Genomic DNA, 23751 nt, shown 5'->3' with positions numbered 1-23751 from the left:
CGAACCCGAGCAAGACAAGAGAGGTGTACCAATGACGGACACGATGACCACGGCCGCCGAAGTGCGGACCGGTCTCTACATCGGCGGACAGGAGCGGCAGACCGTCGACGCGCTCGACGTCGCCGACCCCGCGAAGCCCGGACGCATCGTCGGGCGGGCGGCCTCCGCGAGCGCGGAAGACGTCGACGACGCGGTCGCCGCGGCCAAGGCGGCCTTTCCCGCCTGGGCGGCGCTGAGTGCGACCGAGCGCGCCGAGCAGATGCGAGCCGCCCTCGAGGGCATCGCCGAAGCGCGCGATGACGACGCCGCCATCCTGTCCCAGGAGAACGGCAAGATCCGCTTCGAGTCGTGGATCGACTCGCTCGTCTTCGAGATCCGCTGGAACCTGGCGCTCATGCTGGCCGAAGAGGTCGACACCGGAAAGGTGCTGGGCGTCGCGCCCGGCATCCCGGTCGAAACGACGGTGTCGTACCAGCCGCTCGGCGTGGTCACGCTCATCGTGCCGTTCAACTGGCCGATCGCGATCCTGGGTGCCGCGCTGCCGCACGCGCTGCTGGCCGGCAACACGGCGATCGTCAAGCCGCCGCCCTCGACGCCGCTGGCCCTCACTCGTGTCGTGCAGCGCATCGCCGAGAAGCTCCCCGCCGGCGTACTCAACGTCGTCACCGGCAAGGACGAGAACATGTCGGGGCTGATCCAGAACACCGACGTGGCCAAGGTCTGCTTCACCGGCAGTGTCAACGGCGGCAAGCGCATCATGGAGATGGCCTCGAAGTCCCTCACCCGCGTCACCCTCGAGCTCGGTGGCAACGATGCGGCGGTCTTCCTCGAAGACGCGATCCTCGATGACACGCACCTCGACCGCATCTACGCCGCCGTGTTCGACACCACCGGCCAGATCTGCATGAACGCCAAGCGGCTCTACGTCCACCGTTCCCGCATGGACGAACTGGTCGATGGCCTGTCGACCCGCCTCGAGAAGGCGGTCATCGGTTACGGCTTGGATGAGGGCGTCACCATGGGGCCGCTGCACCAGGGCGCCCAGAAGGCGTTCGTGCAGGACATCATCCAAGAGGCGAAGGATGCCGGGGCCGACGTGCGCGAGTTCGGCGAGCTTCCGGGTGGCGAGCTCGAGGGCGGCAACTTCCTGCGTCCCGCGATCGTCGTCGACGCCGATCCGTCGCTGCGGGTCGTGACGCAGGAGCAGTTCGGCCCGGTCATCCCGATCCTGCCGTTCGACACCGAGGACGAAGCGGTCGCCGCGGCCAACAACACGTGGGCCGGGCTCTGCGGCTCGGTGTGGACAGCCGATGTCGACGCCGCGAACCGCGTCGGCGGCCAGCTGCAGTGCGGATACGTCTGGGTCAACGACCACGGCGCCACCCGGCTCGACCTGCGCGCGCCGTTCGGCGGCATGAAGCAGTCGGGAATGGGCCGCGAGCAGGGCATCGAGGGCATCCGGGCCTTCCAGGACACGCGCTCGATCGCCCACATCGACGCCGCGGCTCTGGCGGCCCAGGCCCACTGACCGCCATCGAAGAGGCAGGCGTGACGACCTCGCGGGGTTCGTCGCGCCTGCTTCTGCTTGTCGCAGTGCTGCTGATCGCCGCGAACCTGCGCGCAACGATCACAGGCGTCGGGCCGTTGCTCACGCAGATCGCGGACGATCTCGGCACGAGCGAGGCCGCCCTCGGCGCCCTCGCCGCGGTGCCCCTGATCGCGTTCGCCGTCGTCTCGCCGTTCGCGCACGGACTGAGTGCACGATTCGGGATGCCGCGCGTCGTGCTCTGGTCGCTCGTGCTCATGGCGGTGGGCACGATCTGGCGCTCGCTGCCCGGGTCGGCGGTCAACCTCTGGCTCGGCACCGCGCTCATCGGCGCATCGATCGCGATTGCCAACGTGCTGATGCCCGCGGTCATCAAGCGCGACTTCAGCGAGCGCATCACCGTCGTCACCGCCGCCTTCACCGCCCTGCTCGCCGGCATGGGCGCCGTGGCGTCAGGTGTGGTCGTGCCCATCTCGCACATCTCCGTCGGCACCGGTCAGCTCGGGTGGCAGGGCGCGCTGCTGTGGACCGGCGCCCTGCTGCCGTTCGCGGTGGTGGCCTGGCTGCTGTCGATTCGCAGTCGACCCCGTGAGGCCGGCTCAGCTTCCCGGCGACCTCGCACCGGAATCTGGGCGGATCCCGTCGCGTGGCAGGTGCTCCTCTACATGGGGCTGCAGTCGAGCATCTTCTACATGCTCGTCACCTGGTTCGCCCCGATCGCCCACTCGCTCGGCCGCTCGGAGGTCGTCGCCGGCGTCGACGTCATGGTCTTCCAGCTGTGCGCGATCGCCGGTTCGCTCACGATCCCGCTGCTGTTGCGGGGTCGGATGCAGCGCATCGGGCCGGCGGCGATCCCCGTCCTTTCGTTCGTGGGTGTTCTCGGGCTGATTCTTTTGCCTTCGGCGTTCCTGCTGTGGGTCATCTGCTGCGGCTTGGCTTCCGGGGCCTCGCTCGGGGTTTCGCTCAGTCTCTTCAGCCTGCGGGCGCGTACGCACGAGGGCGCGAGCGCGCTGTCGGGCATGGCGCAGTCGGGCGGCTATCTGATCGCCGCCGCCGGCCCGATCGCCTTCGGTGCGCTGCTCAGTCTGAGCGGCGGGTGGCTCGCACCGCTGATGCTGGTCGGGCTGGTACTGGTCGGACAGCTGGTGGTCGGCGTGCTCGTCGGGCGCAACCGGCACGTTCTCGAACCGCGCTGAACGTCGGCGTCGGCTGACGTCTGGCGCGTACGTTCGGCGTCCCTTCAATGCGAATGTTCACCGGGCGGGATATACGAGACTTCCGCGCCACGACTGCGCTGCGCGCTTGTCAGTGAAAGGCGAGCGTCCGGTGAAGGACCGGCATGCGGACAGTCAGCTATCGGGCAGATCAGGCTGGGTCGATTTGTTCAGCCACCACGTATGAAGGCATCGCGTCAGCTCCAGCTCTGCGAAGTCGTCGGTATAAGGAAGGCCGTAGTCGCGCCGGAGAATTTTCACGAGCAGCGCGCTCATTTCCTCAGGCTGGACGCCATCCTCGAGCCATCCGCGTAAAGGCAGTACCAGGTCGTCGTACTCGTCGTCATCGTCCGGACCGCGCCCGATTGAGTACACGCCGAGCACGTCCCAGTCGTGCAGCCGACGAGCGATCCCCAGGGAGTGTTCGTCGAACGATGCTCGAAGACGGCCGGTCATAGACGGATCCTGGCATAGTCGGAGCTCAGCGCAGAGGTACGGTGACTCCGAAACCGACGGCTATTTCTCTACGACGAAGCAGTCGATTGGATCGAGGGGAGAACGAACGACGAACCTAGCCGGAGCGGGTTCGCCCGAGCCCACTGGCTGCCCGGTCGGTCGCCTTAGAAGTGAGGGAGAGCGCGGCCAGGACGGTGACCACCAAACCAAGCTCGTCTCCACCGCCTACGTCGCCATCTTGACCGAGCGCCAGTGACGCGCCATCTCCTTCGGCGAAAGCTGCAACGGCGAAAAAGCCTCCGCGGTCGTGGTTTCTCGGAGCGCGCTGGCACTCATCGGTGCGGGGCAATCGATCCCACAGAATCGGGCGCGATTGTGCTCTTGGTCAACCCCTTGGCGCGTGGACGATCTCGGCGCAACGCTCGAACGATTCAGAAGGCGACGCTCGAGACGAAGCCGGAAAAGGAGACGCCATGTCGACCAACTCGCCCGAAGAGGCGCACGAAGAGACCGAGATCCCGTGGCCCGCACGCATGGACGACTCCAGCACCCAGAAGGACTCCGGCGAACAACCACCGAACGACGTCTCGACCAAGGCCGAATCGAGCGGCGCGTGAGCGGAGACCTGAACTGACTGCCCGATTGAACCGGTAAGCAGGTCCCGCCTGAATCCGCCGTCCGCTCCACGAGACGATCGTCACCGATACCATGACCAGCTCACGAGTAGGGACCCTTAACGAGATCATCGTCGACAATGTCGCCAACATCTTCAGTGAAGGACCGGCTTACGAGCGACCGCGAAACAACGAGCCCACTGTGCGCAGGGTCGGCATACTTGGTTCGTGCCCTTGCCTGAACACCGCCCGGTACGGCGGGGTGGAATGCTTGCCGTCGTTTCTGTCCTCGCCCTAATCACCGCCGTAATGACGCTCGCTCTTGGCGTCATTGTCGTTTACAACGGGACGCCCAACCAGGAGCGCTTTGAATACAACCGGAGTCGATGCCTCGGTGATCTCCGGGGCATAACCGAAACCATGGCGCTGGTCTCGTATGGCGAAACGCCGACCGTGGAAATAGTCGCCGCCTACACCTCGCGGATCGCGTGGGCTGAGCAGTCGTGCTTCGTTGAGGGGCTCCTTGCCAATCCGTCCAACCTTCGAAAGGTATGGAACGATCGGGAGGAGGGCCTCTACGTTGCCGCCGTCGAAAGCGGCCTCGACACCCCGATGAGTCTGGTCATGAGAGACCGGGCATATGCCTTCCAGAATCTAGTTGGCGACGCTATGCAGTCGGTGGGGGACGCGCCCACCCCAGGAGTATGGCCTTGGGAAACCTTGACTTCGCTCCAGCCGAATCCGGGTCCGTCACCGACTGACAGGCCATGGCAACGCTGATTCCCCTCCGGAATGGCCTTCGAGCGAGGGATGTACAGGCTTCGCGGCGCTGGCAAGCGGCGTAGCGTCCTGAATCGGGTACTCACCCGTCGCTGAGCGACCGGTGATCGGACGATTTGCCAATCGACTCGCGCTCGCGACCAGCCCGCAAGAACGCTGCGCGGGATGAACATGTCGTCCCCGCGTACCGACTGACGCCGACCGTGTGCCGCATCTGGCCAGGCCCCCGGTCGGCGATGCAGCACCCTCATCGAGGCGACACTCGCACGCGCGCTCGACGTCAAGACCAACCTTCGCAAACTGTTGGACGCCATTGACGCGTCTAACGACACCCAGGGCAACGCGATCCAGGCGAACGCGAAGTACCAGACGGCGCTTGCTGGGATCAGCGACGAGGTGGATCGGCAGAAGGAAGCGTATATCCAGTTGCAGCGTGACGCCTACGAGGCGTCGAACGGCACCCTGGACGGGTTCGTCGGGACGCTTGACGGTTTCACGCTCAGCCTTGACCGCAACACTGAGGCCGGCGCGGTGAACGCAGCGGGCCTCGAGGAAGTGTCCGCGGCGGCACGCGACTCGGCACAGGCACAGTTCGAGGTTGACCTCAAAACGATGTCTGCCAAGGAAGCCACCGATAAGTACATGGAGACTCTGGCGGCTCAACGCCAGGCGTTCATCGACTCCGCGGTTCAGGCCGGGTACAACCGTGACGAGGTTGGGAAGCTTGCGGACGAAATCTTCACGCTCCCTTCGGAGAAGGAGGTTGCGCTGACTGTCGACGCCCAGCCCGCGCGGGATGCCATCAATGGGTTCATCACTGACTACCAGGGGCGTGAGATCACGCTGAAGATCGGTGCTGACGGGCAGCAGACGTATAGCCGTGATGGTGGTCGCACGACGTATGAGGCGAACGGCGACATCGTGGAGTTCATGGCCCGCGGCGGCGTCCGGGGCCTTCGCCCGATGTCACCTATCGCGAAGGTTGTTCCGCCGAACACGTGGCGGGTTGTGGGTGACCGGGGCGATGTGCCCGAGGCGTATATCCCCCTTGATGGGTCGGTGCGTTCGATGGCGATTCTGGGCGAGGCGATGCAGCGGATGGGCGTCATGGGTATGGCGGCGGGCGGGATCATGCAGCCGCAGTACGCATCCAACCAGCCTCGCTTTTCGTCGGGTGCTAGTGCCACCGCGGGCGGCTTCAACAATGTTCAGAACATCTATCCCGCCCAGGGCATGAGCGAGGAACAGATCGCACGTATCGCTACCGAGCGGTTCGCGTTCGCGGCTAGAGGAAACTGAGTGCCTGCCTGTCAGGATGTTGACACCCGATCAGGGAGGATGGCTGAAAATGACCGAAGAAGGCTTCAGCATCAGTGAAGAGGGTGGAGTCAACGCGGACGTGGCGGAACGCGAAGCACGCGGGCTCGCGGCTCGCATCATCTCGGGCGATGCGGCGTCAAATCACTTCCGGGAGATTCTGTACGCGAGCAATTCACTGGAATACGGTCGGATGATCGCCCTCCGAGCGGCGAACCTTGTCACAGCGATGGCACTAAGCCAAGACGTGACTATCAGCATCGTCCCGCTATACAGCGAACGACTGTCTACCTTCATCAAGGAAGCTCGGATGAAGATGGCTCTGTTCGAGCCGTCCTGACCGCGTTCCGCTCGCGCGCCTGGGGTACTTCGACTGACTACGTGTGCCGCGTCGGTCAGAAGCAGTAGAGCCCAGCCAGTCGGATGGTGTTCTCCCACCCCACCCACGTGCCGTTGTAAACCCCGCCGCAGGCGGCAGCCAGTATGCTCTCGGCGCCATCCGCAAAATACGGGGGCAGGAACTTTTGGCACGTCCAGGTATAGCCGCGGTTTCCCAAAGCAAAGTCACCGCCCAGAGCGATGCAACTCTCCTGAGGCGTAGGAGGCGGACTGATATTGAACTCCACCGTGGCGCCGGCTGCGCCCCCGTCCGTCAGAGTGAACGTCACGGCGAACGTGTGCGTGCCGACTCCTACGCCGGTAAGGGTGGTGGAGTAGGAGGTTAGCTTCTTCGAGGTGGGCCCCTGAAGTCCGCAGTCGGCGGTGGCACCGTCCAGGGTGCAAAACACGGGCTGGCGGATCTGCTTTGCCGCCCGGTTGACGGTGGAAAGCACCACAACTGAGTTGCCCGTCACTGTTGCGTTTGCCGTCGCGACCGGTGAGCTGTTGGACACGGGTGGTGCCGCGCCGGCCGGGATGGCAACCCCCACTAGTCCCACTGTCAGGGCGGCGACTGCGCCCCAGGACCACATTTTCGACGTTCGTATAGTTGATCGCATCGCACGCACCATCCCTGAATGGTCGGCGCGTGGTTCCCCCAGGAAACGCTTCTGCGCGATCCGGCTCTACGGCGGACGCTACTCCCCCACGAGCGCGCCGCACAAGCAAGGCCGCCCCGACCGAGGGACCTACTTTGCGATGTCCTTTCCATTGACGTTTCGCCCGCGATGCGCGTTGAATTCGTCCCTTCGCACCGAGGGTCATTGCCCCGCCGGCGGCCGAGTCCTACCCTGTGTGCCATGGGGAACGAGGAGCCCGATGGAACGGTCCGGGAGGACGAGTCAATAGGGTTAGCGATTTCAGGGGGCGGTCTGCGAGCGACGCTCTTCTCGCTGGGCGTCGTCTTGTACCTGTCAAACTCGGGCGCCAATAAACGGATACGGCTAATCAGCTCGGTGTCCGGTGGGTCTATTACAAACGCGATTCTCGCCCTACTCGGAGACTTCAGCAAAGCGTCGCCCGAGCGAGTCAAGACGGTGATTGGGCGCGCCGCACGAAGGATCGCGAACGAAGGAACGTTCTTCCTTCCTGGACGTGCGTTCTGGATCGGCCTCAGCGTCTCTTACTTCGTCGCCATTGCTATCCTTCTCGCCCTACCCATGTTCGATGAGATGTCCACTCGCGAGCGCTGGTCGCTTGTCCAGTCGTCCTGGTGGTTGCCGCCGGTGATCGTCGCGGCATTCGTTCTATATATGTTGGGCGTCTTCATGCTGGGCCGGAAGGGCTCGCAAATAACTGCGTACAGCAGCTTCTTGGTCGAAGTCTTCAAGGATGACAAGGCACCCCGAAAACAACGGAACGCCCGGGCGAAGGAAATTCGACAGATGCGACTCTCGAGCCTCCCAGACCATGACATCCAGCACGTCTTTTGTGCAACAGAGTTGGTTTCAGGACGGCCGTTCTACATGTCGGCGCGGAGGCTCACGTCCCCGGCGTTCGGAAGCTGCGAGGCAAACATCCCTCTCAACCAGGCGATTTACGCGTCTGCCGCCTTCCCCGGGGTCTTCCCACCACTGCGGCTCGGAACAAGGAAGTTGGGCCTGCGTGGCGGAGAGGAGCCGATCCGCCCAGGCACACTCGTGCTAGCGGACGGTGGCGTGTACAACAACCTGGGGACGGACTGGTTCGAGGACTCAACGCGACCGCTGAGCATGATTCACGACTTCGGCGAGACGGTCCCTGTTTCACAGAAGATCATTGTGAACGCGTCGGCGCCGCGGCGCATCAAGCGCATCTTCGGGTGGTGGCCCGCCAGTAACTTGCAGAGCCTTATGCGGATATTTGGCGTGATGTACGAGAACACTGTGACGCCAAGGCTCGACGCGCTGAGAACTGCTGCCGACGAGGGTCACGTCGCGGTCGTCGATATCGCGTTCTCAACGGGATCGATGGCGCGTGCAATGTGCGGCTCGCCTGATGCTGGCACCAAGGGCCGCGCCAAGGCGCTGGCGCATCGTCTAGGGGAAAGCAGTCTCTCCGGTTACCTGGACAAGATCGCTGTGGGATCGTCGGGAACACGAACCAAGCTGAGCCGTATTGGCGAGCCGGCTACGGTTCAACTGCTTATTCACGGCTATATGAGCGCTCTGGTCGTCTGTCACGCGAAGTTGGGCACACCCGCAACTGAGATACCTGACCGAGGCTGGTTCGAGGACCTCGTGCGTCCCCCGCGCGATAATGTGTTGGTCGACTCCGCAGCGCCCCCGGAAGTGCAGCCTGCCGAACAACTCCCGCTTCAATCTCCTCCAAAGGAGTCTGCCGTGCACGATGAGGATGGAGCGGCCGAACCGGGCGAGCTAGTGCAACGGGCGTAGGCGCGATAGCCGCACCTAGGCCTGTGCGCCCTGCCCTCGCCGGGTGACCGCGTTGCCACACGACCACGCTACGACGCCCTCCCGTCGCTTCCCACTCGACGACGACGACACGATCGTTCCACCCAGCGGCTACGGCAGGGATCTCCGTAGGGGGCGCATCACGCAAGTGATCCAGGCCCAGATCTCGGGCGGTCGTGTGCGTTGCCATTCGATGGGTTGCGGCCCGTACGCCTGCTGCGGCAACGTGCACGGCGCGAGGTGCGCGGTTGCCTGCCGGATGCGTTGGTCGTTCAGCGCGTCGTATGTGGTCTCGTAGCGGCGGTTCTTGGTCAACTGTCCGGGTTCCCCTTCCCCGGCCGAGAGCGTCAGCATAGATCGAATCGACGACGTTCGACGACCCTTAGCAACCGACTCCAACGGAACGGCGTCCGCCGAAGGGAAGACATAGAGCGCACCAGTTCGCCACATACCATTTAGGCGCGGGGATTCCCCAGATCCCCCAGTGTCACCCGTCTTCGGCTGGCGTCGCGGTCAGATGTTCGCGCGACACCCCTTGGATGGAAGAGCGGCCCCGGTCCTCGGATCGGGGCCGCTGTCTTCCCCAGCGGGTGGATGCATCTCCCAAGCTAGGCCCATCGGCGCGCCTTCGCTACGTGTCCGTCGGTGGCGGATTTCGAGCGTGTGAAATCTTCCTGATATCCCAGGCCTGAAGCCCGATCGGCGTTGGGTCAATCCCTAGTCTGTGATTACACCCGCCGTCGACTCCGCGCCTTGACACCCTCCCTTGCCCGGGTGAGACCTGACGCTGAGTCGGGTTCGGTGCGGTGGGTTCAGGTCCTCCGAGGCCCCGGTCCCCAAGCCTGTCTCGGAGGACCGCCACGGCAACCGCAAGGTCTTGGCTTGGGCGGACCTGGTGATTATGGTTTGGGCATGGGCACGCTGTATTACAGCGAGACGCCGATCCACATCGAGGATCGTGCTCTCGCGCATCTCAAGGTCGTGATCTCCACGAAGCTCCGCCGGGCCGAGAGCTTCACTCTTTCCTGGGTTCACCCGGCCGACCAGGAGCGTGGTCGCAGTACCATCTGGCTGCACACGACGATTCCGCTCCGTTTCGTTTTCGACGACTCCGAGCCGCCAGAACTGAATGCCCGGTGGATCGCAGACCTAGCAAGGTCTGCAAACTCGTCCGGAGGAATCATGCTCGTTGCCGAGCAGATCGAATCAGCTCCCGACGTCGACTCGCAGACCGAAGCCACCATGCACCTGGCAGGCAAGCTGACCGTCGAGGACCTCAGCGTCGACAAGCTGACAGTCGCAGGGATCGAGCTCACATCGGACCTTCCCGGCGCTACCGACCAGGCGCTTGAGGACGCCAGCTAAAGATTCCGCCCACGTGCGACTCAGGTCACCTGCGGACCCCCGACACTCGTATCGAAGTTCCGCATGAAAAGGAGCTCGCACGTGTCACACCGGTAGCCGGCCTCGAAGTCGCGGAGCACCGTCCCGCAGTGGGGACATTTGGGCTGCTCGAACAGTTCGAACTCATCCACGCTGACAAGTTACGCCCAATGCGTGTGCAAAGGACACGGTGTTGGCAGTCACGACACTGCCGCGGGCGGAGCGCCACTCCCACTCTTGGATCGTCGCTGGCCAAATGCCGCCATAGCCGACAGCACGCCAGCGACCGCGGCGACAGCTCCCGTAATCGCCCCAGTGATCGACACGACAATGCCTACGCTCGCGGAGGGGTCTGCCGGCGGCGGAGCGGTTGAGTCCATCACCAGCCTGCCCCGGTCATTGATCTGCGCCTCGAGATCCGCGATCTCATCCTGGTCGGCTTCGAGTCGGAGAGCCATGTATTTGATCTGATCGCGCTGCTCATCAATGAGGTCCTCTACCCAGGTGAGGTCGGCATCTGGGTGCACCTCCTCGTAAGCGCGTAAGAACTCGATCGCGTTTCTCGCCGTGTCCACCTCCGGTGCCCCGAGGCTCCCCTCACCGCCCGGATCCACGAGCGCGGGTGGTGCATCCGTGGGAAGTACGTTGAAGGGGTCCGACCCGGTGGGCGCTGGCGCCGACGATTGCGGTTCGTTGAGGAGGCCGGTGATGCTTACGAGGACGATCGCGGATACCGCGAAAAGCGCAAGTCCACCACCTATGAGCACGCGTCGGATCACTCGACCACGCGCGGTGTTCGATGCAGGCCCGCCCCCGCGGTTCCCCATCTCACGAGTTTGCTGCCTCCGACAGACGGTTGCAAGGTGCCCTGACCGGACGATACAAGCGCATCAGATCAACCGACAATGACCTGACAGCCTAGAGCGCGTGGACGATCTACCCTGCCGTGAGCAACCCGGTGCTCGGAGCGCTGGACCGCCGTCCGGGACGTGAAGGGCGGGTACGAGTGCACGAACCGCGGTCTGCTGTACCTCCCGAGTCAGTTCTCAGCGACGGACCCCGCGCGGGTCGTCCGGCAGGGACTCGACCCATCGCTTTAGTTCGTCTGCGGGGATGAGGATGATCGGCCGCGAGCCTGCATACCGTGCTGCCATGTAGTTGTTCCGAATCTGTGCACGTATGAACGCGACACCCAGACCCGTGGCGCGCGCGGCCTCATCGACCGTGTACGCGAGCTTCGCCGGCTCCATGAAGGCGAAGTGGTTCGCGACTTCCTCGCGGATGACACGGCGAATCATCGCCTCCGTGATCACGTAGACGGGGACTTTTTCATCTTCCATGCGCCGATGGTCTCACGCGATTTTGCAACACGATGACGAGCAATCGATATCGCCCAGATATTGCCCGGCCTCCCACAGAATGCACAAAAACCCCGGTTTTCCGGGAGTTTCAGTGTGCGCGATACTTGGATCGAACCAGTGACCTCCCTGACGCAATGTCTTGACACAGCGTGAACAGCGTCGTTCGCCGATCAGTGAGCGGTCCCTTTGCGAGACAATTGCCCACGATCCGGAGTCGAGTAGCCGTTGAGGGATCGATTACGGCACGCTGTAGCGATGGCCGTTCCTTTGGACTAAAGGGATAGTCCGGCAGCGGCCTCAGCGACGAGCGGCGCGGATCTTCCCAAGGATCCGCATCAACTGGGGGACGACGAGATAGACGGCGATCGGGACCACGATGAGGGAGAGGATGAGCGCATGCAGGACCGGGTTCCAGTCTTCGGCGAAAGGGGCGATCGCGAAGGACGCGAGTGTGACCAGCGGGAAGATGGCGATCCAGGTGATCACGGCTCTGACATGCACGGACGGCGGCTGTGGCACCGAAGAAGGGATGCGGCTGGGCGTTGCGGAGCGAGACATAGTAGGTGTCCTTTTGGTAAGAGTGGTAGCGCGGGCGGGCCGCTTTGTGCGTCGAGGTCTTGTTGGAGAAGCCGTTCGGGGACCCGGCCGTGTCAGCCGCCGCCCGCGCCGATGGCGATGACCAGGATCCCGAAGGTGAGTGCAACGCTGACGGGAGTCTGCACCATGCGTTCTCGTCGGCTTTGGGATGCGAGGTTGGCCATGACGCTGAAGGCGGAGTAACCGAAGAGTATCCAGGTGGCGATCACTACTGGTGGGAAGTCACCGCCTGGGAGGATGTTGCTGCGGCTTGCGAGCAGCAATGCGAAACCTGCGTACAGCGGGATGGCGACGAGAGCAGCGAGCCGCAACCGAGGTGGCAGTACGCGTTCCTTGCCGCCCCACGCATACCGGCCGATCGGCGCCCCGCGAAGCAGAAGAATCTGCATCGTTGTCAGGGCCATCAAGATCGTGATGGTGAGGATGAGTGCCGCAGTGGCCATCGGTCTACTTCGCTTTCATTTGGTGATCGTGGGCCGCGCGTCAGCAAGCCATTCAGTACGTCGCTGCCGCGCATGCTGTCAGGGTGAGGGCGTCGCCTAGAGCTGCCGGGCATCAGGGTGCACGGGCCCGGCCGATCCAGGTCGCACAGGACATCGCGTGTGCGACCTGGGATCGCCGCAGCCGGATTACCGGCGTCGCCAGAGCCGTCGGGCAGCGTAGGGGATGGCGCCGAAGGCTGCCGCGAGGAGCACGGCGGTGGCCAGGAGGGCGGGCGCCCGCCACCGGTCTGGGGTGGAGGTGTCGCTGAGGGTGACCCGGTCGAGGGGATATTCGAGCATTTTGCCGACCGAGACGGCCACTCCCGGACCGGTGCTGCGGGCGAGCTGCTCGATGGCGGCGTCGAACCCCCCGAACCCTCGGTGTCCGGTGAGGCTGCCAGCGACGAGTGTGTCGCTGTCGGTGTCGGTGCCGGTCACGCCGGTGAGGATCGTGAGGCCGTGGCGGGTGTGGACGGTTCCGGTGGCGGAGACCGCGTTTGTGGTGGCCGCTTGGGAGTAGGTGTACACCTCGAACAGTGCGGCGGCGTCGATCTCCCCCACACCGTCGTTGAGTTCGACGGTGTAGTTCGGGCGAGACCAGGGCAACGTCGTGTTGAGGAGAACTTCAGCATCTTCGGTGCCGAACGACCTGGCGGGCATCTGTGTGGGGGCATCGAGGGACCATCCGGGGTGGCCGACCTGGGTGCCTACGCGGGTCGCCTCGGCAGCCCCAGCCATATCTGCGATCACCTTGAGCGTTCCCGGGATCCCGGAGGTTACGCCGCCCGTGGTGGTGATCCGCCCGTCCTGCACGTATCGCTCACCGCGGACCCAGGTCACAGCTGGGCGGGATTCCTCGAGGGCGCTGATTCGGGACCAGTGCGAGGTCGCGGTGCTGCCGTCGAGGATTCCGGAGGCGGCCAGCAGTCGGGATCCCGTGCAGATGCTGAGCACCCGGGCGCCGGCGCTGTACTGCGCGGTGATGAACGCGCGGGCGGCCTGCTCTTCCGGCCCGTCGGGGAGGTTCACCCCGGGAACGACGATCAGATCCGGGGCGGGTGTGGCCCCGGATTCGACGTCCGCGAAAGTGTAGTCCGGCGCGACCGCCAAGCCGCCGTCCAGGGCCGCGGGCTGAAGTGAGTCGGAGACGGTGTAAACGCTGAAGGCGGGCGAGCTGGTCAGCACCTCGTAGGGAGCTAAAGCGTCGGCGGTGTCCGTTCCGGACTGCCCCAGCACCACGGCGACGGTGAAGGTGCCGGGAAGGGCTGGTGTGTCGCGGTGCTGCGCGTTGGCCAGAGCCGTTTGGGGCGGTGTGAGGGGCGGCGCTGAGGACGGCTGGCCGGATTGGATGATGCCGGCGGCGAGGATCGCTGCGAAGGTGACGACGGCGATGATGCCCGAGAGGGCGATCATGCCGATGCGATGGAAGATGCGGGCCATGAGGTTTCTCCAAGTGGGGTGGTGAGATGAGGGGGTGCGGTCACCGGGACGGTGCTGCATTGGTTTCGGTTCGGCGACGGGCAACGCCTGCGGCGATCGTTCGTGCGACGCGCTCGTTGCTCCGGTAGCGTCCGAACGCGATCACGATCGCCGTGAGAGCGGCGGTCGTGAACAGCCACAACCACCGCATGTCGGCACTGCGTTGGGGACGCATCTGGTCTCGATTCGTCGTCGTTTGGGTGGGACGTCTTCACGGTATGGACGGATCCGCGCAGCCGCCTAGGACACCGTCTTGACGATCTCGGCCACGTGTCCGGATTCGTCAAGACGGTGTCCTAGGTGATCCCGTGTGGGGCTCCTACCGTGAGGGCAAGTCCACGAACATGCCGTGCTCTTCACGCCGCGGCCCCAAGGAACGGAGCCTGTTGTGACTACCATTTCGACCCTCACCGCCACCTCTGCCGCAGCGGAGCATGGGCACAACTTGGCAGGAGGCCGCGCTCCCGCGCGGCGCGGACGGATCGGACTGGTCGTCCTGGGTTCGCTGGCCGCCGGGCTCGCCTCTGCCGCTCTCCTGGTCGCCGCCCCGTTCGGGCCGGCGACCCAGAGCGCCGTGACCGGGTCGGTGCTGTGCGGGTTTGCTCTCGGCTGGGCGATACTCGCGCTGCTCTCGGTACGGTTCACCGACCAGCCCCAGCGGTGGGCGTTGGTACCGGCGCTGCTGATGGGTGCCAGCGGTGTGTTCCTGGTCTTATTCGGCGCCGCACTGCCGGTGCTGAATTGGATCTGGCCGCCGGTGATGCTCGCGTGCTCGATCTGGATGATCGTCCAGGTGCACCGGACCCTCCCCGGCTCGCGCAGCCGCTGGGTGCTCTACCCCGTGAGCGTGCTGCTTGGCCTTGCCTCGGTGGGAGGCGGCTACCAGAGCATCGGTGAGGCAGCGGACGCGCAGGCGAAGCCAATGGCGGGACAGCTGATCGATGTCGGCGATCACCGCCTGCACCTGTCCTGCACGGGCTACGGCAGCCCCACCGTCGTGGTGGAAGCAGGCGGTGGCGAGATGGCAGCCGACCTTCAGCTCATCTCCGAAGCCGTCTCCAGCGACACGCGTGTGTGCGTCTATGACCGTGCCGGGCGCGGCCGGAGCGAGTCCGCGCAGACTTCCCCCCACGGCATCCAGATTGCGATCGACTTGCATGCGCTGCTGCAGCGGGCACATGTCCCCGGACCGTACGTGCTGGCGGGCCATTCGTTCGGGGGGCTCTACGTGCAGACATACGCCGCCCGCTACCCCAGTGAGGTCGCAGGTATGGTGCTGATCGACTCCACCGCACCCAACGCTTCCGCGCCGGACTACACGGCCCGCCCCTACGTCCTCGAGCGTGCCTTCGCACTGGTCTCAACCTCAGCCCAGCTCGGACTCGGCCACCTGCTCGGCGGTACCGCCCGCGACCTGCGCAGCACGATCGACGAGTACGCCGACGCCGGCGACGCGGTCAAGTCCGCAGCATCCCTCACGGACCTCGGCGACAAGCCCCTATTCGTCCTCACCGCGCGTATCGGAAACGATGCCGCATGGTTCGTCGCCCAGGATCACATGGCCACCCTGTCGACCAACAGTGTTCACCGCGTCGTGGAAGATGCCAGCCACCAATCGTTGGTCTCCGAACTGGACGGGGCCGATGCCACCGCGGAAGCGATTCTCTCTGTGGTCGCTTCCGTTCGCAGCGGGGAGCCTCTGGTTAAGTGATCTGGAAGGCGATGCGACCGTTTGCCAGGGGTGCGTCCACCGTCACGCCGATCCGAAGTGGTGCCGGTGCTCGCCGGGCGTCGTGTTGAGTCGTCGCCGGAACGCTCGGTTCATCGTCTCCGGGGTCCCGAACCCGCAGGCCCGTGCAATCTCTTCTACCCCCAGGAGCGTGGTCTCCAGAAGGCGGCACGCCGCCTCCATCCGCACCGCCTCCACATGTTCCGCCGGCGTGATTCCGACCTCGGATCTGAAGACGCGGCTGAACTGCCTATCCGACAGGTGCGTGCGCAATGCCATCGCGGGGATGGACAGATCAGCGGCGAGATTGTCGGGGATCCACTCCAGCAGGTCGCGGATAGGTTCGTCGTTCGCAGACTGGGCGGCGAGCACCGCTGAGAACTGCGCCTGCCCGCCCGACCGGCGGAGATACACGACAAGGCGCCGGGCGACGGTCGCGGCAGCTTTGCGGCCGTAGTCGTCCGCGACCAGGGCGAGCGCCAGGTCTATCCCTGCGGTGACACCGGCCGAGGTCCAGACGTTCCCGTCCTGCACGTAGATGGCGTCCGGCTCGACCGAGATATCCGGGTAGTCCCGTTCCAGGTCCGCGCACTCCGCCCAATGCGTGGTGGCACGTCGCCCGGCCAGGAGTCCCGCTGCGGCGAGAAGGAACGCGCCTGAGCAGACGGACGTGACCCGCCGTGACTGCGCGGCGAGCCGTTGAATGTTCTCGATCAGCCTCGCATCGGCGGCCGCCTCATTCATGTCTCGGCCGCCGGAGACCACGAGCGTGTCGATCCGGCCGGTGACCTGTTCGATCGGTTCGGTGGCGAACGCGAGCCCGCTCGTGGAGAGGACCGACCCACCATCCGTGCTGACCAGTTCAGTCGCATACCGGGGTATCCGCAGAAACCGTGAGGCGGTGGAAAACACCTCGAGAGGGCCGGTGATATCGAGGATCTGTGCAGAGGGGAATCCGACGATCACAATACGTGGTTCGCTCACGGTTCTTCCTCGGTGTCCGAGCTCGTCAAGAGCTTGTCCTCGGTCGGACAACGAACGAACCATAGCGTGAGGCTACGCCCCGGAATACCAATCCAGCACACGCCAGTGACCGCAACCGTCCGACCGCCCCCGAGCCGCGAACTATTGAACGCACGCTAGCAGTGCCGTTCTCGGATCGATGAGCGGTCCCTCTGCGAGTCGAATGCCGACGACCTTGCGACCGCTGTCCGCTAAGGGATCCACATCAACACTGTCGAGATGGGCGCGAAATCCAGGTCGAGCCGGCCGTGATTCGGCGCCTCTTCGACCGCGCGCAGATCCCTTCAGTCGGCATTCGTCGTGCCGGGGTCTCGGCGGATCCGTAGGCGCTTGGCCGCCTTCTTCGCCTTGGCCTTGCTTGCGTTCGGGTGATTCAGCCGCGGCTTCCTGCCGCCCCCCTTGCGCGGCTCTTCGACAGGCTCGTCGTGCGGATCATCGTGGGGACGGTCATCGCGTGGATCCACCCAGGCATCGTCGCGGTTCGGGTCTTCCTTCGGTGCCACTTCGATGCTCCATTTCAGCTCTCGAGTGCCGCGGCCGGCGCCATACGTCGCTTTCGCGTGGAATGTGTACGTGCCGTCCACCCGGAACAGGCCGCTCAGCACTACTCCGAAGCGGCCCGGGCTTTCCAAAGTGCCGGTGTCTTCCGGGCGTTGGCCGAGGATGACGTCGGAATCGATTGTCTTCACGAGATCCCCGACTGCAGTTTCAAGATCGACGAGGGTTGCCTCGTACGAGCCGCGGTGATCACCCGCGATCCAGTCTGGCGGCTGAGGCGGAGTCGACGCGAAGGTGTCGGCGAGCGACCCGTCGGGTTCCGTGATGGTGAGGACCACCTCGCCGTCCACTGGCTCGCCGTTGGCGTCGATGAGCGCGACCACGGGGTTGACGACATCGCCGATCCGGTAGTCGCCCGCGAGCGTGCGGTTGACGATCCGCGCCCCACCGGTCGCGATGACGCTCGCGAAGAAGTCCACCTCGATATCGGGGTCGAGCTTCCGGTCGAACTGCGAGTGATCCTCACGGTAGACCAGCAGGCGCCAGATCCCCACGGGATCCACCACGTTCCGCAGATCCAGCCGCCCGAATATCCATTGCCCGCTGGCATCGGTTTCGAGCAGCGGGTCGCTGACGCCGATCACTTCGCCGCTTGGTGCGGTCAGTGTAAAACCGAGCTGCGACGAGCCCTGCTCCCAGCCGACGACGACCGTTATCTCGGTTTCTTCGAGGACTGAGAACTCGATCGGGTCTGACTCTCGCTGGCCGCTGCGCAGCACGTAGTCGGGATCCTTCAGTGTCCCGCTCTCGAAGATGTCACCGAAAGCGAGCGCGAAGAACTTCCGCAGCTGGAGCCCGTTCCCAGCGTGGGTGTACAGGCCGCCGTGCTGCTGCACGAGTCGACTAAGCGTCGGTCCGTCCAGTTGAGCCGGTGAGCCGAATCCGATCGCGTGCACTGTCGTCGGCGCGAGGCCCGCGCTTACTGTCTGGATGTCCGGCTTCACATTCTGTTGGCCGTCGGTGAGCAGCAGAATCGCGGTGGGTGTCGTCTCAGCCGACAGCATTCCGCGTCCCTTCTGCAGACCTTGCCCGATGGCGGTGTTCCCGCCGGCCACGAGCGCCCCGATCTTCCCGCCCGAGTACGGCGCGCCGCCCACCAGCTGGTTCTTGGCTCCGCCGTTCACGTCGCGCATCGAGAAGTCCTCTGGCGACGTGACTGCCGTGCTGAAGGAGACCATTCCGATGCGGTTGCCGCTGTTGGATCGGACGAGCTGAACGAACAGGGAAGCCGCATCCCGCGCCTCTTGCAGCTTCGTGCGGGTGCCATGCAGCGCCGGCTGGCTCATACTGCCCGATCGGTCCATCACCAAGACCACACTGCGCTCGAGGGGAGTCGGCGGAGTTGCGATGTCGTCGAGAATCGACAGGCTCGAGCAGTACGCCAGGTTGCCGGCGGATCCGTTGCTCAGTGTGCCGAGAAACCTCCCCTGCATATCGAAGAGGCCGGAGCCGGAGCTGCCACCGCTGACGTCGAGTGACACGTAGATGTTTCGGGCCGGACCATCGGCGACCACTGACTTGACCGTCGCTTCCCAGCCTAGATTCGCGTCCGGCGAGATCTTTTTGACTGCACCGTTGGGGTGATGGATGCCGAACACCTTTTCGCCGACGGCGGGAAGTGTGTTGCGCACCTGGACGACGGGGGCCTGAATGCCGCCTTGTGGCACGGCGAGCTGAAGCAGTACGTAATCGAGCCTCTTTACGGCATCGTTCCAGCGGTAGTTTCGGTAGCCGACCACCTTGTGGAACACCGGCGCGTAGCCTGCGGGCCGGGCGCCCGTGGCGCTCGTCTCATAGTCGAAGGTCACGGAGGCGCTCTCGATCTCGGCCGTGAGGTCTTCGATGCAGTGTCCGGCCATGATCGCAAGGTCAGGTCCGATGAGCGTGACAGAGCAGGTGGACAGGCCCATGTGGCCGCCGTGCGAATGCAAGGAGACGATCATTCCCACGGAGGGCGCGACTTGCCGCCCGATGTGACCGGCCGGCATGGCTTCGACGTTCGCCCACCAAGGTGGCGTGTGAGCGAACCAGTAGGGGTCGTACTTCGGCTCGGCGTACACGCCCGCAGCGGTCAGCTTTCGCAGGAACGGGTCGGAATTCGACATGCTGCTCGGGTCCTGGGTGCCGGCCAGCGCCTCACCCACACCAATCATGTCGACCACTGCGCCGGATCCCGCGCCCCCGCCCGAAATGACACGTATGCGCACCTTCCCGCCGGGCCCGCCGGCTGCGGGAATGTCGATTGGGCGCGTCCAGAACCGGGTGTTCGAACCCGCGGTGAACACGTCCGTGTCATAGCCCAGATCCACCTCAATGCGGTCGCCGCCTGGCAGGTTCGCACTTGCGAAGTGCAGCAGCACATAGCGGGGACCACCGTTCGCCGGAGGGATCGTGATGTCGTGCGTCCATGTGCCCCCGGCACCGGGTTGGCCACTGCGTGGACCCACAGCGATGTTGGTGGGGTGGATCGTGCCGGTGTTGTGACTCATGAGCGTCTCCTCAAACCTGCGGATGAATGGAAGGAGTGCGCGAAAGCCATCGCTGATACAGCGCGCGACGGACACGCATTTGCCTGGTACTCAAGCGGGACGATTGTCAGCCATGACGGGGACGAGTAGGCGTCCACGGATTGTCGTTCGACGGAGGCTCAGCGAGACGATTGCGACCGATGGGTCCACCCTCGCTCGGTAAGGGATCCGAAGGCGGATCGGGCGAAGACGCGGGACGTTGAGTCCGTTGCTCGGCTAGCGTCGATTCATGGCTGATGCGCAAGATCTGCGATCTATTGCTCGCGACGCGTACACCTTCGGATACGCCATGATCGAGAACTACCGCACCCTGTATGAACAGGCCGTCGACGCCGAAGATCCGCGCTTCACCGGCGGGTTCGGGCAGTACCGGCACTACTCGGAGCCGTTCACTCCCGCCAATACCGACATCGTCACGCCGAACAACGACACTCCCTACTCGTGGGGGTGGTTCGATCTGCGGGCCGAGCCCTGGGTTATCGAGGTTCCGTCGATCGACCGGTTCTACATCCTCCCCTTCCATGACCTCTACACGGTGTACGCCGGCTACGTGAGTGCCGCCACCACCGGGACCGGCCCCGGCAGGCACCTGCTTGCCGGACCGTCGTGGACCGGTGGCATACCCGACGGTTTCGACGGCGTCATCACCGCTTCCACGGACTTCGTCGGATGCTTGGGCCGCACCGCATTCACCGACGGCGACGTCGACGGACTCCGCCGCATCCAGCAGTCATACACGGCCGTCCCCCTGTCGGAACATCAAGGCACCCCCGCACCTGCCGCCGAACCGCTTGCGTGGCCAGATTGGAATGAGGCCGCCGCGACCGACATCCGCTTCTACGACTACCTCGATCACCTCCTGCAGTTCGCACCGCCCCTCCCCGAAGACCAGGACATCCGCGACCGCCTCGCCTCCATCGGCATCGACGGACGCGGCACGTTCCGCACGAGCGAACTGGATAACGACACCCGGGTGGCCTTCGAGCAAGGACTCGCCGACGGCATCGCACACCTCGAGGACGTCGCTGCCCACACCGCCAGCTCTACCGGGCTGTTCGGCACCCGAGACGAGATGGCCGGGGCGTACGACAACCGCAACGTCGGTGCGAAGAAGGGCCTTTACGGGCTGCCGCCCGCGATCGCCTGGTACGGCGGCTGGCTCGTCGACTCCGCCGGCAACCACATCACCGGCGCCACCGACTACACCATCACCTTCACCGTCGACCAACTCCCCAAAGCGCGCTTCTTCTGGTCCGCGACGCTCTACACCCTCCCCGAACGGCTGCTGAGCGCGAACGAGCTTGACCGGTACTCCATCGGCGACCGCACGCCTGGCATCCACTACGACGACGACGACGGCTCACTCACCCTCTACGTCCAAAACGAAAGACCGGCCGATCCGGACCGGGCAGCCAACTGGCTCCCCTCACCAAGCGGACCATTCACCGTGATCATCCGCGCCTACGGGGGCGACGCTGCGATCGCCGAGGGCCACTACCAGCTGCCGCCCATCACTCCACTGACGCCACGAACCCAGCACGACTCCAGGATCGATTGACGCCCGCTCTGCGAGACGACTGTCAACGATCGCGGGACCAGTGTTCGTTGAGGGATCCAGTGAGAGCGCGATGGCGGCATCGCCCTATGGCGAGGGTCGGTACCGACCGGTGTTCCTCAGCCACTCGTCATAGGTGGGTGCGCCCACCTTCTCGGCGTCGCGTTCTGTCGCTTCACGCCAGTGTTGCAGCGCCTGCATGGCCAGATCCACGTAATCGCGGGCATACTCCGTCCATTGCGAGTCGAAGTCGGTTGGCTCCATGTGTTCACGCACTTCAATTAGTTCGAAAACCGCAACCCCACCCAATGCTTCCCCACACGCAGCACGAATGCTTCTTCGCAGATGCAGCAATCGGCGCGGTAGCACTGGGGCTGCTGCGTTCAGTGAGTCGTAGGTGTCACCCAGCACCCGTTCCCATTCACGTCCCGTCCAACGAGGATCACTCTTGTGGAGCGCGCCTCGTAGTGCGTGGCACGCCGCGATGGCCGAGTCAGCCAGCTCCTGGCGGCGGGTCCGCCTTGCGTCGCTCTCGGCGTTTCGCTGCCCGAGCCGCCCACTGAGGTAGGCGCCGACCCCGGCTGCTAGGACTGTTGCCACGGGGGCAATGTACGTCGAGTAGTCGGTCATGGCAGGAGTCTGGCGGACAGCGCCGACAAACCTCGGCGCCACGGTGGCAGATCGATCGCCCGCATGGGCTCCTAATCGTGCACTGCCCGGACATGGATCCATCGTGCGACTCGGCAGCCGGAGCATCGTTGCTACTACCGGGCGTCACCAGAATTCGGTACAAATGGGTCTGCCGGCCAGGACTTTGGGGCTGCAGCGTTGGAGAGCGTCCGACGAGAGGGATCCTCATGTCATCTGTCGGTCTTGCGCACCGCGATAAGACAGTGTCGCGTGTCGCGCCGCGACGCCGCGAGAATGCCGCGACGTTGCGAAAGCCCGCAACGGCTGAGAATGCACATGACCGCTCTGTCCGAGTGATCGCACTCGTCGCTGCCGTCGCCCTGCTTGCGGGATGCGCGGCCACTCCCCCCGCGCCAGCGGGCGCCGGCTCGCCGAACGTCGCCGAATCGCCTGCTGACGATCCCGCCTACACCGTTGTGGTATTCGGCGACTCCTGGGGCTACGGCGCGCACTGCGGCGACTGCACACCCTGGCCGAAGCTTTTGGAGGCGGGCTACGAGAGCGAGTATGGCGTCAACGTGGACGTGGTCGATCTTGTCGAGAATGGCGGGAACACTGATTCGCTCCTCGCGGAGTTCCGCAATGATGCGCGCTACCGTGAGGCCATCGCAGGCGCCGACGTCGTGATCATCAACCAGGGGGTCAATGACTTTGACCAGTTCGGCGACGTGTTCCAGAGCTACGCCGCGGGAACATGCGGAGGCGCAGACGGGATGGGGTGCCTCAGCGCGCTGACCGAACACTGGCGGCAGAATCTCGATGGATTCGCCACCGAAGTCGAGTGGTTGCGTGAAGGTCAGCCGACAGCGCTGCGCCTCGTGGGGGTGAGCAACGAGTTCTATACCGACCCCGGGCTCGGATTCCTCGGCAAGGATATGGGCACGAAGACCTTCGCCAGTTTCAATAGCGTGTCGTGCGAGGTCGCCGCTGCCCATGGTGGGCAGTGCGTGGACCTGCGACCGGTGCTCAACGGACCTGCCGGAGACGAGCCAGCAGATCCGAACACGCAGGAGGCAATGCAGGCGGTCGCCGACGCGATCGTTGCCGTGGGGCTTGCCGAGTTGGAACGCTAGCCCGCAGCATCCCTCGTCGTCGCTCGAATGTCTCCGAGTGGCGGGGGTTCGGAAGCTGAGAACCGGACGCGGCTGACGGCGCCTGCGGCACGATCGCCGACCACAGCGCGCCCGCTGGGATGTCTGAATCGCGATCAACTACGCTCCGGTGCGTCCCAGAGATGCCGAGCGGTTCATCCCTCGCTGCCACCCCGCAAGGCTGCTCGCTCTGGCACACGGGTCGGCGTCGCACCGGGAGAGGCGACGCCGATCATCCCGTCGGGCCGACAAGGGCGCCAGCGTGCGGCAAGACCACGACCGCTCGTCACCACCAGGAGACCGAAACCCGGCCGGCGAGAGTTCGCTCGAAAGGGCTCGCTCATCGGGCGATTGATCGGCCGCTGCAGCAAGACCCGCCCGCTGAGGGATCCGGCACTCGGAAGAGATCCGAGCGCCCGCGCGGCGAGATGCCTGGTGGGGGCCGCCGAGGTCGGCATCGGTGTCGTCTGTGGCATGGTGGCGAGTCTTCTTCTCGTCCCCTGAGCGACCCGTTTGA

Annotated in this window: 20 protein-coding genes and 1 pseudogene; 11 read left to right on the top strand and 10 right to left on the bottom strand. The window is 64.8% G+C overall.

The window, feature by feature from the left end:
- The first annotated feature begins 31 nt into the window (after positions 1–31).
- Both RWQ91_RS06695 and RWQ91_RS06690 read left to right on the top strand, forming a co-directional pair.
- Positions 32–1528 carry an aldehyde dehydrogenase family protein gene (locus RWQ91_RS06695; protein WP_314503902.1) on the top strand — a complete coding sequence of 499 codons (1497 nt, stop codon included), beginning with the start codon at positions 32–34 and terminating at the stop codon, positions 1526–1528.
- Between the two features lie 20 nt (positions 1529–1548).
- The gene (locus RWQ91_RS06690) at positions 1549–2742 is read left to right on the top strand and encodes an MFS transporter (protein ID WP_314503899.1); all 1194 of its coding nucleotides are present in this window, start codon (positions 1549–1551) and stop codon (positions 2740–2742) included.
- Between the two features lie 153 nt (positions 2743–2895).
- On the opposite strand, the gene RWQ91_RS06685 is transcribed toward RWQ91_RS06690, so the two are convergent.
- Positions 2896–3216 (bottom strand): hypothetical protein, encoded by a 321-nt coding sequence (locus RWQ91_RS06685; RefSeq protein WP_314503896.1) that lies wholly within the window; start codon positions 3214–3216, stop codon positions 2896–2898.
- Between the two features lie 473 nt (positions 3217–3689).
- Between RWQ91_RS06685 and RWQ91_RS06680 the strand changes: the two genes are divergently transcribed.
- From RWQ91_RS06680 to RWQ91_RS06665, 4 genes are all read left to right on the top strand, one after another.
- Positions 3690–3833 carry a hypothetical protein gene (locus tag RWQ91_RS06680; RefSeq protein WP_314503893.1) on the top strand — a complete coding sequence of 48 codons (144 nt, stop codon included), beginning with the start codon at positions 3690–3692 and terminating at the stop codon, positions 3831–3833.
- Positions 3834–4058: 225 nt separating this feature from the next.
- Positions 4059–4610, top strand: coding sequence for a hypothetical protein (locus RWQ91_RS06675; protein WP_314503891.1), 552 nt, complete (start codon positions 4059–4061; stop codon positions 4608–4610).
- 303 nt (positions 4611–4913) lie between these two features.
- Complete coding sequence (locus RWQ91_RS06670) at positions 4914–5909, top strand: hypothetical protein (RefSeq protein WP_314503885.1); 996 nt, start codon at positions 4914–4916, stop codon at positions 5907–5909.
- Positions 5910–5958: 49 nt separating this feature from the next.
- On the top strand, positions 5959–6267 hold the full coding sequence (locus RWQ91_RS06665; RefSeq protein WP_314503882.1) for a hypothetical protein: 309 nt from the start codon (positions 5959–5961) through the stop codon (positions 6265–6267).
- 55 nt (positions 6268–6322) lie between these two features.
- Here RWQ91_RS06665 and RWQ91_RS06660 read toward each other — a convergent pair whose 3' ends face one another.
- On the bottom strand, positions 6323–6856 hold the full coding sequence (locus RWQ91_RS06660; RefSeq protein WP_314503879.1) for a hypothetical protein: 534 nt from the start codon (positions 6854–6856) through the stop codon (positions 6323–6325).
- Between the two features lie 309 nt (positions 6857–7165).
- Here RWQ91_RS06660 and RWQ91_RS06655 point away from each other — a divergent pair, with 309 nt between their 5' ends.
- Both RWQ91_RS06655 and RWQ91_RS06650 read left to right on the top strand, forming a co-directional pair.
- Positions 7166–8740, top strand: a complete 1575-nt coding sequence (locus RWQ91_RS06655) for a patatin-like phospholipase family protein (protein WP_314503876.1) — start codon at positions 7166–7168, stop codon at positions 8738–8740.
- 930 nt (positions 8741–9670) lie between these two features.
- Positions 9671–9967, top strand: a pseudogene (locus RWQ91_RS06650) (hypothetical protein); the annotation flags it as partial.
- A gap of 374 nt (positions 9968–10341) precedes the next feature.
- On the opposite strand, the gene RWQ91_RS06645 reads toward RWQ91_RS06650, so the two are convergent.
- The 5 genes from RWQ91_RS06645 to RWQ91_RS06625 form a co-directional block, all read right to left on the bottom strand.
- Positions 10342–10920, bottom strand: coding sequence for a hypothetical protein (locus RWQ91_RS06645; protein WP_314503873.1), 579 nt, complete (start codon positions 10918–10920; stop codon positions 10342–10344).
- A gap of 267 nt (positions 10921–11187) precedes the next feature.
- Positions 11188–11481: a helix-turn-helix domain-containing protein gene (locus RWQ91_RS06640; protein WP_314503870.1), complete on the bottom strand. Its 294-nt coding sequence runs from the start codon at positions 11479–11481 to the stop codon at positions 11188–11190.
- A gap of 318 nt (positions 11482–11799) precedes the next feature.
- Positions 11800–12003 (bottom strand): hypothetical protein, encoded by a 204-nt coding sequence (locus RWQ91_RS06635; protein ID WP_314503867.1) that lies wholly within the window; start codon positions 12001–12003, stop codon positions 11800–11802.
- 149 nt (positions 12004–12152) lie between these two features.
- The gene (locus RWQ91_RS06630; RefSeq protein WP_314503865.1) at positions 12153–12542 is read right to left on the bottom strand and encodes a hypothetical protein; all 390 of its coding nucleotides are present in this window, start codon (positions 12540–12542) and stop codon (positions 12153–12155) included.
- 186 nt (positions 12543–12728) lie between these two features.
- On the bottom strand, positions 12729–14021 hold the full coding sequence (locus tag RWQ91_RS06625) for a DJ-1/PfpI family protein (protein ID WP_314503864.1): 1293 nt from the start codon (positions 14019–14021) through the stop codon (positions 12729–12731).
- 388 nt (positions 14022–14409) lie between these two features.
- Between RWQ91_RS06625 and RWQ91_RS06620 the strand changes: the two genes are divergently transcribed.
- A complete protein-coding gene (locus tag RWQ91_RS06620) occupies positions 14410–15771 on the top strand; it encodes an alpha/beta hydrolase (protein ID WP_314503861.1) in 1362 nt (453 codons plus the stop codon).
- Between the two features lie 42 nt (positions 15772–15813).
- On the opposite strand, the gene RWQ91_RS06615 is transcribed toward RWQ91_RS06620, so the two are convergent.
- Positions 15814–16773, bottom strand: a complete 960-nt coding sequence (locus RWQ91_RS06615; protein ID WP_314503859.1) for a helix-turn-helix domain-containing protein — start codon at positions 16771–16773, stop codon at positions 15814–15816.
- Positions 16774–17096: 323 nt separating this feature from the next.
- On the bottom strand, positions 17097–19859 hold the full coding sequence (locus tag RWQ91_RS06610) for a vWA domain-containing protein (protein ID WP_314503857.1): 2763 nt from the start codon (positions 19857–19859) through the stop codon (positions 17097–17099).
- A 268-nt stretch (positions 19860–20127) separates the two neighbouring features.
- Here RWQ91_RS06610 and RWQ91_RS06605 point away from each other — a divergent pair, with 268 nt between their 5' ends.
- A complete protein-coding gene (locus RWQ91_RS06605) occupies positions 20128–21456 on the top strand; it encodes a DUF1254 domain-containing protein (protein WP_314503855.1) in 1329 nt (442 codons plus the stop codon).
- A gap of 84 nt (positions 21457–21540) precedes the next feature.
- Here RWQ91_RS06605 and RWQ91_RS06600 read toward each other — a convergent pair whose 3' ends face one another.
- The gene (locus RWQ91_RS06600; RefSeq protein WP_314503852.1) at positions 21541–22083 is read right to left on the bottom strand and encodes a hypothetical protein; all 543 of its coding nucleotides are present in this window, start codon (positions 22081–22083) and stop codon (positions 21541–21543) included.
- Between the two features lie 353 nt (positions 22084–22436).
- Here RWQ91_RS06600 and RWQ91_RS06595 point away from each other — a divergent pair, with 353 nt between their 5' ends.
- Positions 22437–23216, top strand: coding sequence for an SGNH/GDSL hydrolase family protein (locus RWQ91_RS06595; protein ID WP_314503850.1), 780 nt, complete (start codon positions 22437–22439; stop codon positions 23214–23216).
- Positions 23217–23751 lie beyond the last annotated feature (535 nt).

The organism is uncultured Microbacterium sp., from assembly GCF_963524805.1.
GTDB lineage: Bacteria > Actinomycetota > Actinomycetes > Actinomycetales > Microbacteriaceae > Microbacterium.
Note: the sequence above shows the minus strand (reverse complement) of the source record. Positions and strands in the feature narration are given on the sequence as shown.